Below are 18850 nucleotides of genomic sequence, written 5' to 3' on the forward strand. Positions count from 1 at the left end.
TACCTCAAGTTTCCGCGCGCGCACCGTGACCGCGATGATTGGGTTGTGCCATGACCGGCGGCCGGCAGTTTCTCAGTAGGCCGCCCGGTAGATCTTCTCGATGTCGGCGGCGCTGAGCTTGCGCGGGTTGTTGCGCATCAGGCGCTCGATGCCTGCGGCCTCTACGGCCATGGCCGGGATCGCCTCTTCGGGCACCCCGAAACTGCGCAAGCCCAGCGGAATTTCCACCACTGCGCACAGTTCGGTCATCGCCGCGACGGCGCTATCGGCCGCTTCATTGAGACTCAGATGAGCGGTCTTCACCCCCATGGCTTCGGCAATATCCTGCATCCGTTCGACGCAGGCCATCTTGTTCCAGGTCATGACATACGGCAGCAGCAACGCATTACTGACGCCGTGAGCAATGTTGAAGCGCCCGCCCAGCGGATACGCCAGCGCATGCACCGCGCCGACCCCGGCATTGCCGAACGCCATGCCGGCCATCAGGCTGGCGGTGGCCATATCCTCCCGGGCTTGCAGGTTGGACGGATTGGCGTAGGCCTTGGGCAAGGATCGGGCGATCAACTTGATCGCGCCGATGGCCAGCGAATCGGTGATCGGCGAGGCATTCAGTGACAGGTAGGATTCGATGGCATGCACCAGCGCATCGACGCCACTGGCGGCGGTGACACTGCGCGGGCAGGTCAGGGTCATCTGCGGACTGACCAGCGCCACGTCCGGCAACAGGTAATCGCTGACGATGCCTTTCTTCAGTTGGGCGACCTTGTCCGAGAGGATGGCGACGTTGGTCACTTCGGAACCGGTGCCGGCCGTGGTCGGGATGGCGATCAGCGGCGGACCTTTGCGCGGCACCTGATCGACGCCGAACAGATCCTCCAGCGCACCGTGATAACCAGCATAGGCGGCAACACTCTTGGCGATGTCGATGGCACTGCCGCCCCCGAGGCCGATCAGACCGTCATGCCCGCCTTCGCGATAGACGCGCATGCAATCCTCGACGATGGCGATTTCCGGATCGGGCAGCACCCGGTCGAAGATTTCGTACTCGCGCTCACCGATCTGTGCCAGCGCCAACTCCACCGTGCCGGACTTGACCAGTGCGGCATCGGTGACGATCAGCGGGTTGTCGATGTCCAGCCGCGTGAGCTCGGCCGCCAGTTGCTCGATGGCCCCGGCGCCGGTGATCAGTTTGTGAGCGATCTTGAACGAGGAAAGACTCATCGTGCGCAGCCTCTTATAGATGTGGGAGCTGAGCACAAGCGTAGCTGGGGAATTCGGGTTGTCTGGTATTCAGGGTGTGAATGACTGAAGCAGGAACAAGAGCGCCCTCACCCTAACCCTCTCCCGGAGGGAGAGGGGACTGACCGTGGTGAACTTTCGCCATCCATTGACCTGAATTACCGAGTTGAACTCAAATTTTGATAAGCATAGAGATCGGCTCCCTTTCCCCCTCTCCCCATTGGGGAGAGGGTTGGGGTGAGGGGTGGCTCTTGAGCCGAACACTAAATCTGAGCAGTACGCAGTTTCTCACTCCGCCCACGCAACCACTCCAGCGTCAGCAGCAGAATCACCGAGAAGGCAATCAGTAGCGTTGCAGCCGCCGCAATCGTCGGGCTCAGATTCTCGCGAATCCCGCTGAACATCTGCCGAGGCAACGTCGCCTGCTCGGGACCTGCGAGGAACAGTGTCACCACCACTTCATCGAACGAGGTCGCAAAGGCAAACAGCGCCCCGGAAATCACCCCCGGCGCAATCAGCGGCAAGGTCACCCGACGGAACGTAGTCAGTGGCGAGGCGCCCAGGCTGGCCGCCGCCCGCACCAAGTTATGGTTGAATCCCTGCAACGTCGCCGACACCGTGATGATCACGAACGGTACACCCAACACCGCGTGCACCACGATCAGCGAAAAGAAACTGTTGCCCAGCCCCAGCGGCGCGAAGAACAGGTAACTGGCCACGCCGATGATCACCACCGGCACCACCATCGGTGAAATCACCAGCGCCATCACCAGCGGCTTGCCGGGGAAGTCGCCACGGGTCAGGCCGATGGCCGCCAGCGTGCCGAACACCATCGCCAGCACGGTCGCGGCCGGGGCGACGATGATGCTGTTCTTCAACGCGCGCATCCATTCCGCCGAGGCGAAGAAGTCCTGGTACCAGTGCAGCGAAAAGCCTTGCAGCGGGTACACCAGAAAACTGCCCGAGTTGAACGACAGCGGCACGATCACCAGCACCGGCAGGATCAGAAACAACAGGATCAAGCCGCAGAGGATCCGCAAGCTGTAGAACCACACCCGCTCGACGGGCGACATATAAGGACTCAGCATTTCAAATTCCCCTTAGCTCAGGCGCAGGCGACTGGCGCCCACCAGCCAGCTGTAGATCAGATAAAGCACCACGGTCGCCAGCAGCAACAAGCCGCCGAGTGCAGTGGCCATGCCCCAGTTGATGCTGGTGTTGGTGTAGAACGCGACGAAGTAGCTGACCATCTGATCGTTCGGGCTGCCCAGCAGTGCCGGGGTGATGTAGTAGCCGATGGCGAGGATGAACACCAACAGGCAACCGGCGCCGACACCGGCGTAGGTCTGCGGGAAGTACACCCGCCAGAAACTGGCGAACGGATGGCAGCCGAGGGAAATCGCAGCGCGCATGTAGGTCGGCGAGATGCCTTTCATCACGCTGTAGATCGGCAGGATCATGAACGGCAGCAGGATGTGCACCATCGAGATGTAGACCCCGGTGCGGTTGAACACCAGCTCCAGCGGTTTATCGATGATGCCCATCGCCATCAGCGCGCTGTTGATCAAACCACCGGATTGCAGCAACACGATCCACGCGGCGACACGCACCAGAATCGACGTCCAGAACGGCAGCAGCACCAGAATCATCAGCAGGTTGCTCTGACGCGACGGCAGGTTGGCCAGCAGGTACGCCAGCGGATAGGCCAGCACCAGGCAGATCACGGTGATGATCAGGCCCATCCAGAAAGTCCGGGCGAAGATGTCGAGGTAGATCGCCTGATCCGGGGTGGCCGGAGCAATTTCGCCGAGGTCGTCGATGCGGTGATCCACCGCCGCCAACAGATAGAACGGGGTGATGCTGCTGGTGTTGCGCTTCACCGCTTGCCAGTAGGCCGGATCGCCCCAACGCTCGTCGAGGCCTTCCAGCGCTTCTTTATAAGAGGCCGGTTCGCTGGCGAATGGCAGCGAGCGGGCGGTTTTGGTCAGCAGGCTGCGATAGCCGGCCAACTCCATGTTCAGGCGTTTGGACAGATCGCCCAAGGTCTGGTTTTTGCGCGCTTCGGCGAGGTCTTCGCTGGCGGCTTTATAGACCGGTTCGGCGGGCAGGCCTCGGCCGTCCCACGCCGCAATCGCGGTTACGGTGCGCGGCATGCCGCCGACCACTTCCGGGTTGCCGACGCTTTTATAGAGCAGCGCCACGATCGGCACCAGGAACACCAGCAACAGAAACAGCACCAGCGGCGCGATCAGCGCCTGGGCCTTCCAGCGGTTGACCCGCTCGGCGTGCTTGAGCCGCTGCTTCAAGGTGGGGCTGTTGCCCTCGTTCAGGGGAACGGCGATGGCCATGACGTACTCCGCAAATCTTTGATCAATCGAGAATGTGGGAGCGAGCCTGCTCGCGATAGCGCCTTCGGATTCAACATTGATGCCGACTGACACACCGCAATCGCGGGCAGGCTCGCTCCCACAGGAGGGCGAGCCCTCTGGTTACTTCGCAGCCCAGGAATTGAAGCGCTGCTCCAGTTGCTCGCCGTTGTCAGCCCAGAAGCTGACGTCGATCTGCACCTGGTTGGCGATGTTTTCCGGGGTGGTCGGCATGTCTTTCAGGATTTCCTTGTCCAGCAACGGCACTGCCTGAGAGTTGGCCGGGCCGTAGGCGATGTTTTCCGAGTAGGTCTTCTGCTGTTGCGGCTGCACCGAGAACGCGATGAATTTCTTCGCCGCTTCCGCACGCTTGGCGTCCAGGCCTTTCGGGATGGCCCAGGCGTCGAAGTCGTAGATGCCACCGTTCCACACCACTTTCAGGTTGGATTCTTTCTGCACGGCGGCGATACGACCGTTGTAGGCCGAGCTCATGACCACGTCACCGGAAGCGAGGTATTGCGGCGGCTGGGCGCCGGCTTCCCACCACTGGATGTTCGGTTTCAGCTCGTCGAGTTTCTTGAACGCACGATCCTGACCGCCCTTGCTGGCCAGTTCCTTGTAGACGTCTTTCGGCGCAACGCCATCAGCCATCAGTGCGAATTCGAGGGTGTACTTGGCGCCTTTGCGCAGGCCGCGCTTGCCCGGGAATTTTTTCGTGTCCCAGAAATCCGCCCAGCTGGTCGGTGCGGTTTTCAGCTTGTCGGCGTTGTAGGCCAGCACGGTCGACCACACGAAGAAGCCCACGCCGCATGGCTGGATTGCGCCTTTGACGTAATCTTCGGACTTGCCGAACAGCGCAGGGTCCAGTTGCTCGAACATGTCTTCGTCGCAGCCACGGGACAGTTCCGGCGATTCAACCTCTACCAGATCCCAGGACACGCTCTTGGTGTCGACCATGGCTTTGACCTTGGCCATCTCACCGTTGTACTCGCCGGCGACGATCTTGCCATTGCCCGCTGCTTCCCACGGTGCGTAGAAGGCTTTGACTTGCGCCGCCTTGTTCGCCCCGCCAAACGACACCACGGTCAGATCCGGCCCAGCGGCCATTGCGCTTGCCGCACCCATCAGGCCCAGGGTCAGGGCTGTGAACTTCAGGGATCTCAACATTTATTGTTCTCTCCACGTGCAGGGTTGGTGTTGGTATTGCCGGGGCGCTTAATGCGCCTCTAGAAGAGGATCGAGCGCGCGAACGTGCTCGACCTGCCAGCCAAGCGGAACCACGTCGCCGACCGCGAGCGCTGGATCGAGCTCGGCAATCGGTTGTTTCACGAAGAAGTCGGTCTTGCCGCAGACTTCCAGGCGCACCCGGACGTGGTCGCCCAGATAGATGAATTCGGCCACCCGCCCGGAGAAGCGGTTTACGCATTGGTCACTCGAACCGTTGAGGCTGACGCGCTCCGGACGGATCGACAGAGTGACCGGCTCGCCGGTCTGGCCGATGTTGACCGCCAGCGCCTCGACCTTTTCCCCACGCCCCAGCTCGACCACGCAGCGCTCGCCGTTCTGACTGAGCAGGCGCCCGTTGAGGCGGTTGTTCTCGCCGATGAAGTTGGCGACGAAGGTGTTTTTCGGTTCTTCGTAGAGGGTGCGCGGCGGAGCGATCTGCTGGATCTCGCCCTGGTGGAACACGGCGACGCGGTCAGACATGGTCAGGGCTTCGCCCTGGTCGTGGGTCACGTAGACCACGGTCACGCCAAGGCGCTGGTGCAGGTGTTTGATTTCCATCTGCATGTGTTCGCGCAATTGTTTGTCGAGAGCGCCGAGGGGTTCGTCCATCAGCACCAGTTGTGGTTCGAACACCAGCGCGCGAGCCAGTGCCACACGCTGTTGCTGACCGCCGGACAGTTGCGCCGGGTAACGCGATGCGAACGCGTCGAGCTGGACCATGCTCAGGACTTTCTTGACCTTGTCGCTGACGTCGCTCTTGTTCAGGCCGCGCACGGTCAGCGGGAACGCGAGGTTTTCGGCGACGGTCATGTGCGGGAACAACGCGTAGTTCTGGAACACCATGCCGATGTCACGCTTGTGCGGCGGCACGTTGTTGATCGCCCGCCCGGCCAGGAGGATTTCACCGGCGGTCGGCGTCTCGAAACCGGCGAGCATCATCAGGCTGGTGGTCTTGCCGGAGCCGGACGGCCCGAGCAAGGTGAGGAATTCGCCCTTGCGGATGTCCAGGTTGAGGTCTTTGACGATCAGGTTCTCGCCGTCGTAGCTCTTCTGCACTCCACGAAAGCTGACCAGCACATCACTGGCCCCTGCGTTTGATTCGACCTGGCTCATACCCACACCTTTGTTATTGATGACTGCTGTGGGATTAAGCCTAGTGGCTGCTTGCAGTCCCGCAAATCGGGGCGCAGGAGAGAATCGCCTCAGCCGGATGGAAGGCCGGGGGTAGGGATTGCCCTACAAGGATGGCGCGTTTTGGCAAACCCGACGCATGGGTCGGGGCTCAAGCCGTCAGAACCGGCAAAAGCGCTTGTCGCTATTGGATATGTCGCTCAGAGCAGCTTGTGTTCCATCGCGTACTTCACCAGCTCGGCAAGTGAAGTGATGTTGAGTTTCTGCATCAGCCGCGCCTTGTGGGTACTGATGGTCTTGCTGCTCAGGGCCAGTTGCTGGGCGATGTCGTTGACGTTGGCGCCTTGCGCCAGCCGTTCGAACACGGAGAACTCGCGCTCCGACAGCAGCGAGTGCAGTGGCCGCGCATCGGTCAGGCCGACTTCGAAGACCATGCGGTCGGCCAGCTCCGGATCGATGTAGCGCCCGCCGGCCGCGACCTTGCGGATCGCCGTCAGCAGCAGCGCCGGATCACTGTCCTTGGTCGCATACCCGGCGGCGCCGACTTTTAGCGCCCGAGCGGCCATCTGCGCCTCGTCGTGCATCGACAGCACCAGAATCGCCGGCGGATGGTTCAGCGCGCGGATCCGCGGAATCGCTTCGAGCCCGTTGACGCCAGGCATCGAGATATCCAGCAACACCACTTCGCAGGGCACGTTGCGCAGGGTTTCCAGCAATTGCTCGCCGTTGCTCGCCTCCCCCACCACTTGCAGATCCTTGGCCAGGCCGATCAATTGCTTGATGCCTTCGCGAACGATGGTGTGGTCTTCGGCTACCAGTACACGGATCACTTACTTCTCCTCATCCAGTGGCACCCGCACGCTCAGCGTGGTGCCCTCGCCCGGCTCGCTGTCGAGTGACAGCTGCCCGCCCATGATCAACACCCGCTCGCGCATGCCCACCAGTCCAAAGGATGTCGGCCTGCCGGCAGCGGCGACAAATCCTACGCCATCATCGCTGACCGTCAGACACAATTCGTCGCCTTCCTGCGCCAGCGTCAGTTCCACAGTATGCGCCTGGGCATGGCGCATGACGTTGGTCAGCGCCTCCTGAAGAATGCGGAACAGGCCGATGGCCTTGGCGTCGCTGAGCGGCGCAAGGTTGTCCGGCACCTGCACCAGACACGGAATCTGCGTGCGCGCCTCAAACCGCCGCGCCTGCCACTCGATCGCCGAGGCGATCCCGGCATCGAGAATCGGCGGGCGCAACGCCGTCGCCACATCGCGCACCAGCTGGAACAACTGGGCGATCAGACGTTTCATGCTGTTGAGCCGTTCGTTCAGACCGGGGTCGAGTTGCGCGTAGGCCAGTTCGCACATCGATGTCTCCAGTTTCAGCACCGTCAGCATCTGCCCCAGCTCATCGTGAACCTCGCGGGCGATGCGCGCCTTTTCCTCTTCCCGCACGCTTTCCAGGTGCGCCGACAATTCGCGCAGTTGCTCGCGGGAGGCCGCCAGCTCCAGTTCGATGCGTTTGCTTTCGGTGATGTCCCAGACAATGCCGTCCCAGACGTAAGAACCGCCTTCCAGCTGACGGGTGATCGCCTTGATTTCGGCCCAGCGTTGCTCGCCCTGGCGCGTGAGGATCCGGCCCTGCCACGACCAGTCGCTGTCGGTGTCCAGCGCTTGATCCTGGGTCTGGTGATAAGCGGCCCGGTCATCCGGATGCACCAGGCTGCGCAGGCCCATGTCGCGGTGGGCGATGGCGGCCGGCGCGTAGCCGACCAGACTTTCGCTGCCCTCGCTGATGTAGGCGAAGTCGATCTGCCCGGTGACCGGTGCGCGCTCGAGACGGAACACCAGCCCCGGCACATTGGCCGCGATGCCTTGCAGCCGCGCCTCGCTTTCCTGCAACGCAGCCAGGGCACGACGGCGCTCGGTGACATCGGTGAGATAAACCACCAGGTATTCGCCATCACGAAAACGCAGGAAACTCAGCGACACGTCCGCCGGCAGCACACTGCCATCGGCCCGCACACAGTTGGTTTCAAAACTAAGCGGCCCTTCTTCGCTGGCCCGGGCGCGTTTCCACAGGTTGAGCCAGCGGTCCATGTGCAGGCCCGGTTCGAAGTCGATCAACGGCCGATCAATGATGGCGCCCTGTGGATAACCGAGCATGTTTTCTGCCGCACGGTTGGCGTAGCGCACATGGCTGTCCCAGTTGACCCAGAGAATGCCGACGGTGCTCTGATCGATGGAAAACTGGGTCAGACGCAGGGCTTCTTCGCTGGCGGCACGCAAAGCGATGTCTTCGCGCGCATCGAACAGGCGTTGTTCAAGACTGCGTTGCTGGCGGCGTTGCCAGAACACGATGGCCACGCAACTGAGCAGCAACACCGCGAACAACAGACTCAGGTTCTGCCAGAAGCCCGGCGACTCGGAAAGCCGCGGATACTTGGGTTGCAGCCATTGCGCATGCAGGCGTTCCAGATCCTTGGCCGGGATTGCGCGCAGGGCGCTTTCAACGATGCCAGCAAGCTCCGGCCAGTCGCGACGGGTGCCGATGCGCAGCAGTTGCGGCAAACCGATGTCACCGACCACCACGAGTCCGGCGAACTCCGGTTCTGCCGACAGTCGACCGAGCTGCGCCTCATCGACCACCGCGTAGGACGCCTGCTGACTCAGCAACAGTTGCAGCGCCTGACGCTCCATCGGTACGCCTTGCAGATTCAGGTGGGGATAGTTGCCGCGCAGGTAATCGGCGGTGACGCCGGGCATGCGCACGGCGACGCGGGTCTGGCTGTCGAGTTTTTCCAGTTCCACGGTCGCGCTGCTTTTCTGGTCGCTGACCACCAGTTGCGGCACGCGCATGTACGGGTCGGAAAACTGCCACAGCCGCAGCCCGCCCGGGGTCTGGGTCAGGCCCGGGGCGATGTCGATTTCGCCGTCCCGGGCAGCGGCCTCGAGTTGGGCCAGATCCTGAAAATTGCGCCAGCTCAGCTCGACATTCAGCGCCCTGGCCAATGCCTTCATCACTTCGACGTTGGCCCCTGACAGCCGCTGCAAGCGCCGGTCGTATTGCGCGTACGGCGCCTGCAACACCAGGCCCACGCGCAATTCATTGTGCTGTGCGAGCCACTGCTGTTCGCTCGCCGACAACCGCGCGAGGTGGCTCGGTGGCGCAGGCGCCGCCCAGCCCATCAAGGGAAACGCCAGACAGCCGATAACCCACAGGCAGCAAAAACGCATCATTGAAGTCTCATACACTGACAAATTCTGACCAACCCATTAGGCTGCCGGGATAACTTCTGGCCTGGAATAACCGATGCCCCCTGTCTATCGCCTGGCAATGCCAGCATTGTGCCTGTCGCTGATCCTGCCTTGTGCGTTTTCCGTCGAAGCTGCGGATCCGGCACCCGCCCCCGCCGCAGAAAAAGCCGCCGAAGAAAAACCGGTCGAACGCCAGCCACTGCTTGAGCGTAGTCAGGAAGAAGCCGCGGCACTCGAACGCAAGGTTCCGGCCCAGGAACAACAGCAACTGCAAGCGGGCAGCGACACCTTCCTCGCCCTGTGGAAACCGGCCAACACCGCCGAACCCAAAGGCGCGGTGATCCTCGTTCCCGGTGCCGGCGAAACCGCTGACTGGCCCCAGGCGATCGGCCCGTTGCGCCGCAAGTTGCCGGACGTCGAGTGGAGCAGCCTGAGTATCACCCTGCCCGATCTGCAAAGCGATGCCATCGCACCGCGCGTGGCTGAAGCCCCCGCCGCACCGAAAACCGCCGACCCGGGCAGCAAGGATTCGACCACCGCCGAGCCGATCGAACAAGCCGCCGGCGGCGAAGCCGATGTGGCCGACAAAGTCGTGGCTGAATCCACCGAAGAACAGTCCAAGGCCGACGCCGAGCGAATCTTCGCCCGCATCGACGCGGCACTGGCCTACGCCGAACAACAAAGCGCGCGCAGCATCGTCGTGCTCGGTCATGGTACCGGCGCCTACTGGGCGGCGCGTTACGTGAGCGAGCGACAGAGCTCGCAGGTCGAGAAGCTGCTGCTGGTGGCCGCGCAGACCCCGGCCAAGGCCAAACCGGAACTGGTGGAACTGACGCCGACCCTGAAACTGCCGACAGCCGACATTTTCTACATGGATAAGGCGCCGGACCGCAACTCGGCACTGGAGCGCATGCAGGCGAGCAAGCGGCTGAAGACGTCCTCTTTCAGTCAGGTCGCACTCAAGGCCCTGCCGGACAACAAGGCCGAGCAGGAGCAATTGTTCCGCCGGGTGCGGGGCTGGTTGAATCCGCAGAGCCCGGACTAAAAATCCGGACTGTAAAAACGCAGACAAAAAAATCGCAGCTCAACGCTGCGATTTTTTTATGCCTAGCGAAAATCCCGCCGTTCGCGAATCAACGTGTAGGCATTGTGCAATTCGCGGGTCCTGTCGGTGGCCTCGCGCACCTGCGCCGGCGTGGCACCTGTCCCGGCCACCTTGTCCGGGTGATGCCGGCTGAGCAGGCGTCGATAGGCACGCTTGATCTGCGCCGGTTCACTGGTGGCCGATACGCCGAGCAGGCGCATCGCCTCCTGATAGCTCACCGCCGCGCTGACGATCGGACGCTTGTGCGGCTCGTAGTCCGCCGCCAACGCCTGGATCTGGTGCGTCGTCCAGCCTAGCCACTTGCCCCACTGCGCCAGCAATTCCCGCTCGCTGACACCGGCCCGGCCATCGGCCCAGACCATTCGCCAACAGGCCCGCAACACACCTTCGGCCGCATGAGGCTGAGTACTCAACCGACGCAGATAACCGCGCAGATTGTCGTTGCCTGACTTGCCGCGATTGAACGCGGCAATCGCCCGGCGCTGCGCCGGCTCGCTCATTTCCAGCGCGCGCATCTCGTGACGCGCCTGCTGGATGTGACCGTCCGTGACCCGCCCGTCGCTCTTGGCCAGACGCCCGAGCAACACGAACAACAGCTCGTCGTTGCGCAGCATCGGCCGACCGCCGAGTTTTTCCCGCAAATGCCCCCAGCTCTGCAAATGCAGGCGCCGATCCAGCGCCTGCCCCAACAAAGCACCAAGCATGGCCCCCGGAATGCTGGCGATAGCAAAACCCGCTCCGGCTCCAATCAGAGTCCCTGGCCACAACATATCAGCGACTCGCTTCTATCAAGGCTTCGGCTTCGGCCAGACGCTCGTGCGTGCCGACATCGACCCAGTGACCTTTCAGTCGCTCGCCGGTCACCTGCCCGTCCGCCATGGCTTTACGCAACAGCGGCGCCAGTTTGAAAGCGCCGTCGCTGCAGCCGTCGAACAACTGCGGATGCAGTACGGCGATGCCACTGTAGGTCAGGGTCGCCGCATCGGCCTGGCCATCACGCACCTGGCCGTCGGTCAGGGTGAAATCGCCGGTCGGGTGATGGGCCGGATTGTCCGCCAGCACCAGATGTGCCAGGCCGCTGATCGGCTGATGCAGCACGCTGAAGTCGTAATCGGTCCAGATGTCACCGTTGACTACCAGAAACGCGTCGTCGCCCAACAGCGGCAAGGCGCGGAAAATTCCGCCGCCGGTTTCCAGTGGCTCGCCCTCCGGCGAATACTGGATCGACACGCCGAATTGCGAACCATTGCCCAGATGATCTTCGATCTGCTGTCCGAGCCAGGCGTGATTGATCACGATCTCATTGAAGCCGGCCGCGGCCAGGGCACGCAGGTGGTATTCAATCAGCGGCACACCGCCGGCTCGCACCAGCGGTTTGGGGGTGGTCAGGGTCAGCGGGCGCATGCGCTCGCCTTTGCCGGCCGCCAGAATCATTGCCTTCATGCCGTCACTCCACCACGCAGGCTGGCGAGCAGTGCCTGCAGATCCGCCAGCTCGGGACGGCGCGCGATGACCGCTTCTATATAAGAGAAGAAACGCGGCACATCGCCGAGGTAACGCGGCTTGCCATCGCGATGGCAGATGCGGGCGAAGATGCCGATAACTTTCAGGTGGCGCTGCACGCCCATCAGGTCGCTGGCGCGCAGGAACTCCTCGAAGTCCGGCTGCACCGGAATGTTCAGCGCCGACGCCTGCTGCCAGTAGCTTTCCAACCAGCCGCGCACACGCTCTTCAGGCCAGCTGAGGAAGGCGTCCTTGAACAGGCAGGTCACGTCGTAGGTCACCGGGCCGTACACGGCGTCCTGGAAATCCAGCACGCCGGGATTTGGCTCGCTGAGCATCAGGTTGCGTGGCATGTAGTCGCGGTGCACCAAGACCTTCGGTTGGGCCAGGGCGCTGTCGATCAGCAGATCGCTGACCTTTTGCCACTGCTGCTGTTGGGTTGCATCGAACTCGACGCCCAACTCGCGTTTCACGTACCACTCGGGAAACAGTTCCAGCTCGCGGCGCAACAACGCGACGTCATAGCTCGGCAGCGGCGCCACCATCGGCAGCTGCTGAAAAGCCAGCAGTGCTTGCAGGGCATCGCTGAATAACGCGTCGGCATTTTCGCTGTCGATCACGTCCAGATAGGTCTTGTTGCCCAGGTCATTGAGCAAAAGAAACCCGCGTTCGAGGTCTTCTGCATAAATTTTCGGCACGTTGATGCCGGATTTCGCGAGCAAAAAGGCGATATCCACGAACGGTTTGCAGTTTTCCTGAGGTGGCGGCGCGTCCATCACGACGAAGCTGCGACCCGCGCCTTCCCAACGGAAATACCGACGGAAACTCGCGTCGCTGCTGGCCGCGGTCAACGTGGCCGGGGGTACGGCTCCCCAGCCCTGATCTGCAAAAAGGGTTGCCAACTGTTCATCGAGCCAAACTTTCAGGTGTTGCAAGCGTACATCTTGATCAGGCATTGCAAGGGTCTCCGACGGCGCTAGCCGTCAAGCGGGTCATGCTTTATTATCCAGCATCTTTTTCAGACCATCGAGAGGCGTGCGGCCCACACCGCGGGCAGATGGCACGCAGGAAGCCCGGACTAATAAGATGGCATTGAAATCCCCCGCGTTTCGTAAAAAATTTCCGTTGTTGGTAACCGGCAGTCTGCTGGCTATGCAACCTCTGGCCAGTTCATTCGTTGTTGCCGCCGAGCAGTATGACTGCGCCGTCTCGGCAACGGGAGGCTGGGCCTGCTCGCCGAAGACGCCGGCAGCTACCTTGCCGCCGCGTCCCGTGCATGACGGCAGTGCCGTCAGTGCCGCTGGCGAAGCCCCGGCCGAGAGCGGCTCCACTGCGGAGTCCGGGCCCAAGCCGGTACTGGTTACCGAGTCCAAGGGCCGTGGCCTGAAATCCCGTAGCGAAGACTACAGTCACCTCGACTGGGTTCCGCGCGAGAAGCTCACCGCCGCCCAGCTGGCCGAGACCGGTCCTTACTGCTCTGGTTCCTATATCGAACCGATTCGTCCTGGCATGAATGACAAGACGAATAAAAGTGACGCCCCGACCTTCATCGGCGCCAAAGCGTCGCGTTACCAGCAGGATTCGCAGGTCGCGAGTCTCGCCGGTGACGTGGTCATGCGTCAGGGCAGCATGCAGGTCGAAGCCGACGAGGCCAACCTGTATCAGGCCGAAAGCCGTGGCGAACTGGCGGGCAACGTGCGCATTCGCGACAACGGTGCACTGATCGTCGGCGACCACGCCGATGTGCAGCTGGACACCGGTGAAGCCAAGGTCGACAACGCCGAATACGTCATGCACAAGTCGCGCATCCGCGGTAACGCGCTGTACGCCAAGCGTGCCGAAAACGCGATCATCCGTCTGAAGGACGGCACGTACACCACGTGCGAACCGAACAGCAACGCCTGGCAGCTCAAGGGCAACAACATCACCCTGAACCCTGCCACCGGCTTCGGTACCGCGACCAACGTGACGCTGCGGGTCAAGGACATTCCTGTCCTGTACACGCCGTACATCTACTTCCCGATCGACGATCGTCGTCAGTCGGGTTTCCTGCCGCCGACCATCGGCACCGGCAGCGACACCGGCTTCATGCTGGTGACCCCGTACTACTTCAACCTGGCACCGAACTACGATGCCACGTTGTATCCGCGCTACATGAGCAAGCGCGGCATGTTGATGGAAGGCGAATTCCGTTACCTGACCAAGTCGAGCGAAGGTCAGTTCGGCGCAGCGTATCTCAACGACGAGGACGACGAGCGCAAGGGCCAGACCGACTACGACAAGACTCGCTACATGTACAACTGGCAGCACAAGGGTGGTCTCGACTCCCGCGTGCTCACCCAGGTGGACTACACCAAGATCAGCGATCCTTATTACTTCCAGGATCTGCAGACCGACCAGATCGGCGTGAAAAGTGCCGACTACGTGAACCAGCAGGGCTCGGTCACCTATCGTGGCGACAGCTACACCGCCCGTTTGAATGCCCAGGCGTATCAGCTGGCAACCGTATCGAACATCACACCGTATGACCGCCTGCCGCAAATCACCTTCAATGGCCAGCTGCCGTATCATCCGGAAGGACTGGATTTCGATTACGAGACCGAGATCGTTCGTTTCGATCGCGATCTGAAAAATGGCGATTTCACGAACGAAGACGGCACAACCGAGCCTCGCCTCGACAACAACGTGTTCGGCCTCGCTCGCGCCAATGGCGACCGTCTGAATCTGAAACCAGGCGTCAACCTGCCAATGAACTGGACCTATGGTTTCCTGAAACCATCGTTGAAGTACCAGTACACGCAGTATCAACTGGATCTGGACAGCAAAGGCAAGTCGGATATCGCCGCGTTGTCGCCGGAGAACCAGAAACTGTTCGGCAAGTTCGACAGCAACCAGAACCGCGGCGTACCTATCGCCAGCATTGACGGTGGCCTGTACTTCGACCGCAACACATCCTTCTTTGGCAAGAACTATCGTCAGACCCTGGAACCGCGCTTGTTCTACCTCTATGTACCCGAGGTGGACCAGGAAGACATTCCGGTATTCGACACCAGCGAGTACACCTTCAACTACGCGTCGCTGTTCCGTGACAACCGCTTCTCCGGCTCCGACCGTGTCGGCGACGAAAACAAGCTGTCGCTGGGCGTGACCAGTCGCTGGATCGAAGACGACGGCTTCGAACGTCAACGCATCAGTGTCGGCCAGGCGCTGTACTTCAAGGATCGCAAGGTTCAACTTCCGGGTATCGCGTTCAACGATCGCGACGACGCCAAGTCCAGTGTTTCGCCTTATGCACTGGAATACGAATACCGCTGGAACCGCGACTGGCGCACCACTGCCGACTACAACTGGGATCCGGACAGCCACAGCCCGCGTTCCGGCAGCGCGATGTTCCACTACCAGCCTGAAGACAACCCGAACAAGGTGGTCAACGTCGGCTACCGCTATCGCAACGACCAGGTTCGTTACGACCAGAACACCGGCAAGTGGTCGGTGGGCGGCGGTGACTACGGTACACCGGGTCAACCTGGCTACGTGAAGGACTACTACAAGATCCAGCAGCATGACTTCTCGGTCATCTGGCCAATCGTTCCACAATGGAGCGCCATCAGCCGCTGGCAGTACGACTACAACCGCAACCGTACACTGGAAGCCTTCGGTGGTTTCGAGTACGACAACTGCTGCTGGAAACTGCGCCTGATCAACCGTTACTGGGTTTCCTACGACGAATTCAGTCAGGAAGCTCCGCAAAACGAAAAAGGCGACCACGGCGTCTTCCTCCAAATTGTTCTGAAGGGACTCGGCGGCCTCACCGGCGCCAAGGTAGAGAGCTTCCTCGACAAAGGCATCCAAGGTTATCGTCAACGTGAAGACCAAGCTTTCTGATTGTCTGCGCCCGCTGATGCTGGGCGCGCTGTTCCTGGGTACCGCGGCCAACGCCGCGGTGCAGTCCATCGATAAAGTGGTGGCCATCGTCGACAACGACGTAGTCATGCAGAGCCAGCTGGATCAACGCGTCCACGAAGTTCAGCAAACCATCGCCAAGCGTGGCGGCGGTTTACCACCTCCGGGCGTGCTGGACCAACAGGTGCTCGAGCGCCTGATCGTCGAAAACCTGCAACTGCAGATCGGCGAGCGTTCCGGTATCCGCATCACCGATGAAGAGCTGAACCAGGCTGTGGGCACCATTGCCCAGCGCAACAACATGACCCCGGAGCAGTTCCGCATTGCCCTGTCCCGTGACGGCCTCTCCTATGAAGACGCTCGCGAGCAGATCCGCCGCGAAATGATCATCAGCCGTGTACGCCAGCGCCGCGTGGCCGAACGCATCCAGGTCTCGGAACAGGAGGTGAAGAACTTCCTTGCCTCCGACCTGGGCAAGATGCAACTGTCCGAAGAGCTGCATCTGGCCAACATCCTGATCCCGACCCCGGAAAGCGCCAACTCCGAAGCGATTCAGAGTGCCGCTCGCAAGGCGATGGAGGTTTACCAGCAGCTCAAGCAAGGCGCCGACTTCGGCCAGATGGCCGTAGCCAACTCTGCCAGTGACAACGCGCTGGAAGGCGGCGATATGGGCTGGCGTAAAGCCGCTCAACTGCCACCGCCGTTCGACCGTGAACTGAGCCGCATGGCGACTGGCGAAATCACTCAACCGGCACGCACTCCGGGTGGTTTCATCATCCTGAAGCTGCTGGAAAAACGTGGTGGCGAGAGCCAGATGCGCGACGAAGTGCATGTGCGCCACATCCTGGTCAAGCCAAGTCCGGTTCGCGACGAAGCCAAGACCAAGGAGCTGGCCCAATCGCTCTACAACCGCATCGAAGCCGGTGAAGATTTCGCCGAACTGGCCAAGAAGTATTCGGAAGACCCGGGCTCTGCCCTCAACGGCGGCGACCTGAACTGGATCGACCCGAACGCACTGGTACCGGAATTCCGCGCCGTGATGGCCAAGTCCCCGCAGGGTCAGCTGTCCAAGCCGTTCCAGACCCAGTACGGCTGGCACGTTCTGGAAGTCCTTGGCCGTCGCGCCACCGATAGCACCGAACAGGCCCGTGAGCAGCAAGCGATGACCGTACTGCGTAACCGCAAATACGACGAAGAGCTGCAAACCTGGCTGCGTCAGATCCGTGACGAAGCGTACGTAGAGATCAAACTCCCTGGTGCAGACCAGGCAGCGCAGTGAAACCCAAGCGTTTCGCGCTGACACCCGGCGAACCGGCCGGCATCGGTCCCGACCTGTGCCTGCTGCTCGCCTCGCAAGCCCAGCCACATCCCCTGATTGCCATCACCAGCCGCGACCTGCTCCAAGAGCGGGCCGCGCAGCTGGGGCTGGCCGTCAGCTTGCTGGAAGTGGCGCCTGACCACTGGCCGGACGCACCGGCGCCCGCCAACAGCCTGTACGTCTGGGACACCCCGCTCAGCGCCCCCGTGGTCGCCGGGCAACTGGACAAGGCCAACGCAGCATTCGTCCTCGAAACCCTGACCCGCGCCGGCAACGGCTGCCTGAACGGCGACTTCGCCGGAATGATCACCGCCCCGGTGCACAAAGGCGTGATCAACGAATCGGGCATCGCGTTTTCCGGCCACACCGAATTTCTCGCCGACCTGACCCACACCGCCCAAGTGGTAATGATGCTCGCGACCCGCGGTTTGCGCGTGGCGCTGGTCACCACTCACCTGCCCTTGCGCGACATCGCCGATGCGATCACGCCCGAGCGGCTGGAGCGGGTCACGCGGATTCTGCACGCTGATCTGCAACAAAAATTCGGCATCGCCCAACCGCGCATCCTGGTCTGCGGGCTCAACCCGCACGCCGGTGAAGGCGGACACCTGGGCCATGAAGAAATCGACATCATCGAACCCACATTGGAGCGCCTGCGCGGCGAGGGCATGGACCTTCGTGGCCCGCTGCCTGCCGACACTCTGTTTACCCCCAAATATCTGGAGCACTGCGACGCAGTGCTGGCGATGTACCACGACCAGGGCCTGCCCGTACTGAAATACAAAGGCTTCGGCGCCGCGGTCAACGTGACCCTGGGCCTGCCGATCATCCGCACGTCGGTCGACCATGGCACCGCCCTGGATCTGGCCGGCAGCGGCAAGATCGACACCGGCAGCCTGAAAGTCGCCCTGGAAACCGCCTACCAGATGGCCGAGACCCGTTTATGACCGAGCAATACCAACACAAGGCGCGCAAACGCTTTGGCCAGAACTTCCTGCACGATGCCGGCGTCATCGACCGCATCCTGCGCTCCATCAGCGCCAAGGCCGGCGACCGCATGCTGGAAATCGGCCCGGGCCAGGGCGCATTGACTGCCGGCATCCTCAACTCCGGCGCACAGCTGGACGTGGTGGAGCTGGACAAGGATCTGATCCCGATCCTCAACCAGCAGTTTGCCAACAAGAGCAATTTCAACCTGCATCAGGGCGATGCGCTGAAGTTCGATTTCAACAGCCTGAACGCTGCGCCGAACAGCCTGCGCGTGGTCGGCAACCTGCCGTACAACATCTCCACACCGCTGATTTTCCACCTGCTGAACAACGCCGGCATCATCCGCGACATGCACTTCATGCTGCAGAAGGAAGTGGTCGAGCGTCTGGCCGCAGGTCCGGGTGGCGGTGACTGGGGCCGTCTGTCGATCATGGTTCAGTACCATTGCCGGGTCGAGCATCTGTTCAACGTCGGCCCGGGCGCATTCAATCCGCCGCCGAAAGTCGACTCGGCGATCGTCCGCCTGGTACCGCACGCCGTACTGCCGCATCCGGCCAAGGATCATCGCCTGCTCGAGCGGGTGGTGCGTGAAGCCTTCAACCAGCGTCGCAAGACCCTGCGCAACACCCTCAAGCAGTTGCTGAGCAACGCCGAAATCGAAGCCGCCGGCGTCGATGGCAGCCTGCGACCGGAGCAACTCGATCTGGCCGCGTTCGTGCGCCTGGCCGACAAGCTCGCCGAACAGCCGGCAAAGGCGCCTGAAGCCGACTGACCGGCAATGATCGCTATCGGGCGGGACGCCAACTCTGGTCTACTGCCC

General features: G+C 61.8%; 15 protein-coding genes. 5 read left to right on the top strand and 10 right to left on the bottom strand.

Annotated features, from left to right (window positions below; genetic code table 11):
* Positions 1-72: 72 nt before the first annotated feature.
* The 7 genes from CAF74_RS12670 to CAF74_RS12700 all read right to left on the bottom strand — a co-directional run bounded on the left by CAF74_RS12670 (position 73) and on the right by CAF74_RS12700 (position 9193).
* Entirely contained in the window at positions 73-1221 is a 1149-nt protein-coding gene (locus CAF74_RS12670; RefSeq protein WP_085746580.1) for an iron-containing alcohol dehydrogenase, read from the bottom strand.
* Between the two features lie 281 nt (positions 1222-1502).
* Entirely contained in the window at positions 1503-2327 is an 825-nt protein-coding gene (locus CAF74_RS12675) for an ABC transporter permease (protein WP_085746581.1), read from the bottom strand.
* 12 nt (positions 2328-2339) lie between these two features.
* Positions 2340-3587 carry an ABC transporter permease gene (locus tag CAF74_RS12680; RefSeq protein WP_007959935.1) on the bottom strand — a complete coding sequence of 416 codons (1248 nt, stop codon included), beginning with the start codon at positions 3585-3587 and terminating at the stop codon, positions 2340-2342.
* A 141-nt stretch (positions 3588-3728) separates the two neighbouring features.
* Positions 3729-4772: an ABC transporter substrate-binding protein gene (locus tag CAF74_RS12685; RefSeq protein ID WP_085746582.1), complete on the bottom strand. Its 1044-nt coding sequence runs from the start codon at positions 4770-4772 to the stop codon at positions 3729-3731.
* Between the two features lie 48 nt (positions 4773-4820).
* The gene (locus CAF74_RS12690) at positions 4821-5945 is read right to left on the bottom strand and encodes an ABC transporter ATP-binding protein (RefSeq protein ID WP_007959931.1); all 1125 of its coding nucleotides are present in this window, start codon (positions 5943-5945) and stop codon (positions 4821-4823) included.
* Positions 5946-6163: 218 nt separating this feature from the next.
* Entirely contained in the window at positions 6164-6793 is a 630-nt protein-coding gene (locus tag CAF74_RS12695; RefSeq protein ID WP_007959929.1) for a response regulator transcription factor, read from the bottom strand.
* Positions 6794-9193 carry a PAS domain S-box protein gene (locus tag CAF74_RS12700; RefSeq protein ID WP_007959927.1) on the bottom strand — a complete coding sequence of 800 codons (2400 nt, stop codon included), beginning with the start codon at positions 9191-9193 and terminating at the stop codon, positions 6794-6796.
* A gap of 73 nt (positions 9194-9266) precedes the next feature.
* Here CAF74_RS12700 and CAF74_RS12705 point away from each other — a divergent pair, with 73 nt between their 5' ends.
* On the top strand, positions 9267-10256 hold the full coding sequence (locus CAF74_RS12705; protein ID WP_085746583.1) for an alpha/beta hydrolase family protein: 990 nt from the start codon (positions 9267-9269) through the stop codon (positions 10254-10256).
* Between the two features lie 62 nt (positions 10257-10318).
* Here the strand turns inward: CAF74_RS12705 and CAF74_RS12710 are convergent, their stop codons facing one another.
* The 3 genes from CAF74_RS12710 to CAF74_RS12720 are packed head-to-tail and all read right to left on the bottom strand — an operon-like array spanning position 10319 to position 12775.
* Complete coding sequence (locus CAF74_RS12710) at positions 10319-11086, bottom strand: TerB family tellurite resistance protein (RefSeq protein WP_085746584.1); 768 nt, start codon at positions 11084-11086, stop codon at positions 10319-10321.
* A 1-nt stretch (position 11087) separates the two neighbouring features.
* Positions 11088-11759: an N-acetylmuramate alpha-1-phosphate uridylyltransferase MurU gene (gene murU, locus CAF74_RS12715; protein WP_085746585.1), complete on the bottom strand. Its 672-nt coding sequence runs from the start codon at positions 11757-11759 to the stop codon at positions 11088-11090.
* On the bottom strand, positions 11756-12775 hold the full coding sequence (locus tag CAF74_RS12720; protein WP_085746586.1) for an aminoglycoside phosphotransferase family protein: 1020 nt from the start codon (positions 12773-12775) through the stop codon (positions 11756-11758). The genes murU and CAF74_RS12720 overlap by 4 nt, the downstream gene beginning before the upstream one ends.
* Positions 12776-12905: 130 nt before the next feature.
* Between CAF74_RS12720 and CAF74_RS12725 the strand changes: the two genes are divergently transcribed.
* Genes CAF74_RS12725 through rsmA form a run of 4 tightly spaced genes read left to right on the top strand, consistent with a single transcriptional unit; the run spans position 12906 to position 18802 of the window.
* Positions 12906-15704, top strand: coding sequence for an LPS-assembly protein LptD (locus CAF74_RS12725; protein WP_085746587.1), 2799 nt, complete (start codon positions 12906-12908; stop codon positions 15702-15704).
* A complete protein-coding gene (surA, locus tag CAF74_RS12730; protein WP_139832903.1) occupies positions 15685-17001 on the top strand; it encodes a peptidylprolyl isomerase SurA in 1317 nt (438 codons plus the stop codon). The genes CAF74_RS12725 and surA overlap by 20 nt, the downstream gene beginning before the upstream one ends.
* Positions 16998-17987: a 4-hydroxythreonine-4-phosphate dehydrogenase PdxA gene (pdxA, locus tag CAF74_RS12735; protein ID WP_085746588.1), complete on the top strand. Its 990-nt coding sequence runs from the start codon at positions 16998-17000 to the stop codon at positions 17985-17987. Before surA ends, pdxA begins: the two co-directional genes overlap by 4 nt.
* Positions 17984-18802 (top strand): 16S rRNA (adenine(1518)-N(6)/adenine(1519)-N(6))-dimethyltransferase RsmA, encoded by an 819-nt coding sequence (gene rsmA / locus CAF74_RS12740; RefSeq protein WP_085746589.1) that lies wholly within the window; start codon positions 17984-17986, stop codon positions 18800-18802. The genes pdxA and rsmA overlap by 4 nt, the downstream gene beginning before the upstream one ends.
* The last annotated feature ends 48 nt before the right edge of the window (positions 18803-18850 follow it).

The sequence above is a fragment of the Pseudomonas sp. R45(2017) genome, from assembly GCF_002112305.1.
In the GTDB taxonomy this organism is placed as follows: domain Bacteria; phylum Pseudomonadota; class Gammaproteobacteria; order Pseudomonadales; family Pseudomonadaceae; genus Aquipseudomonas; species Aquipseudomonas paraglycinae.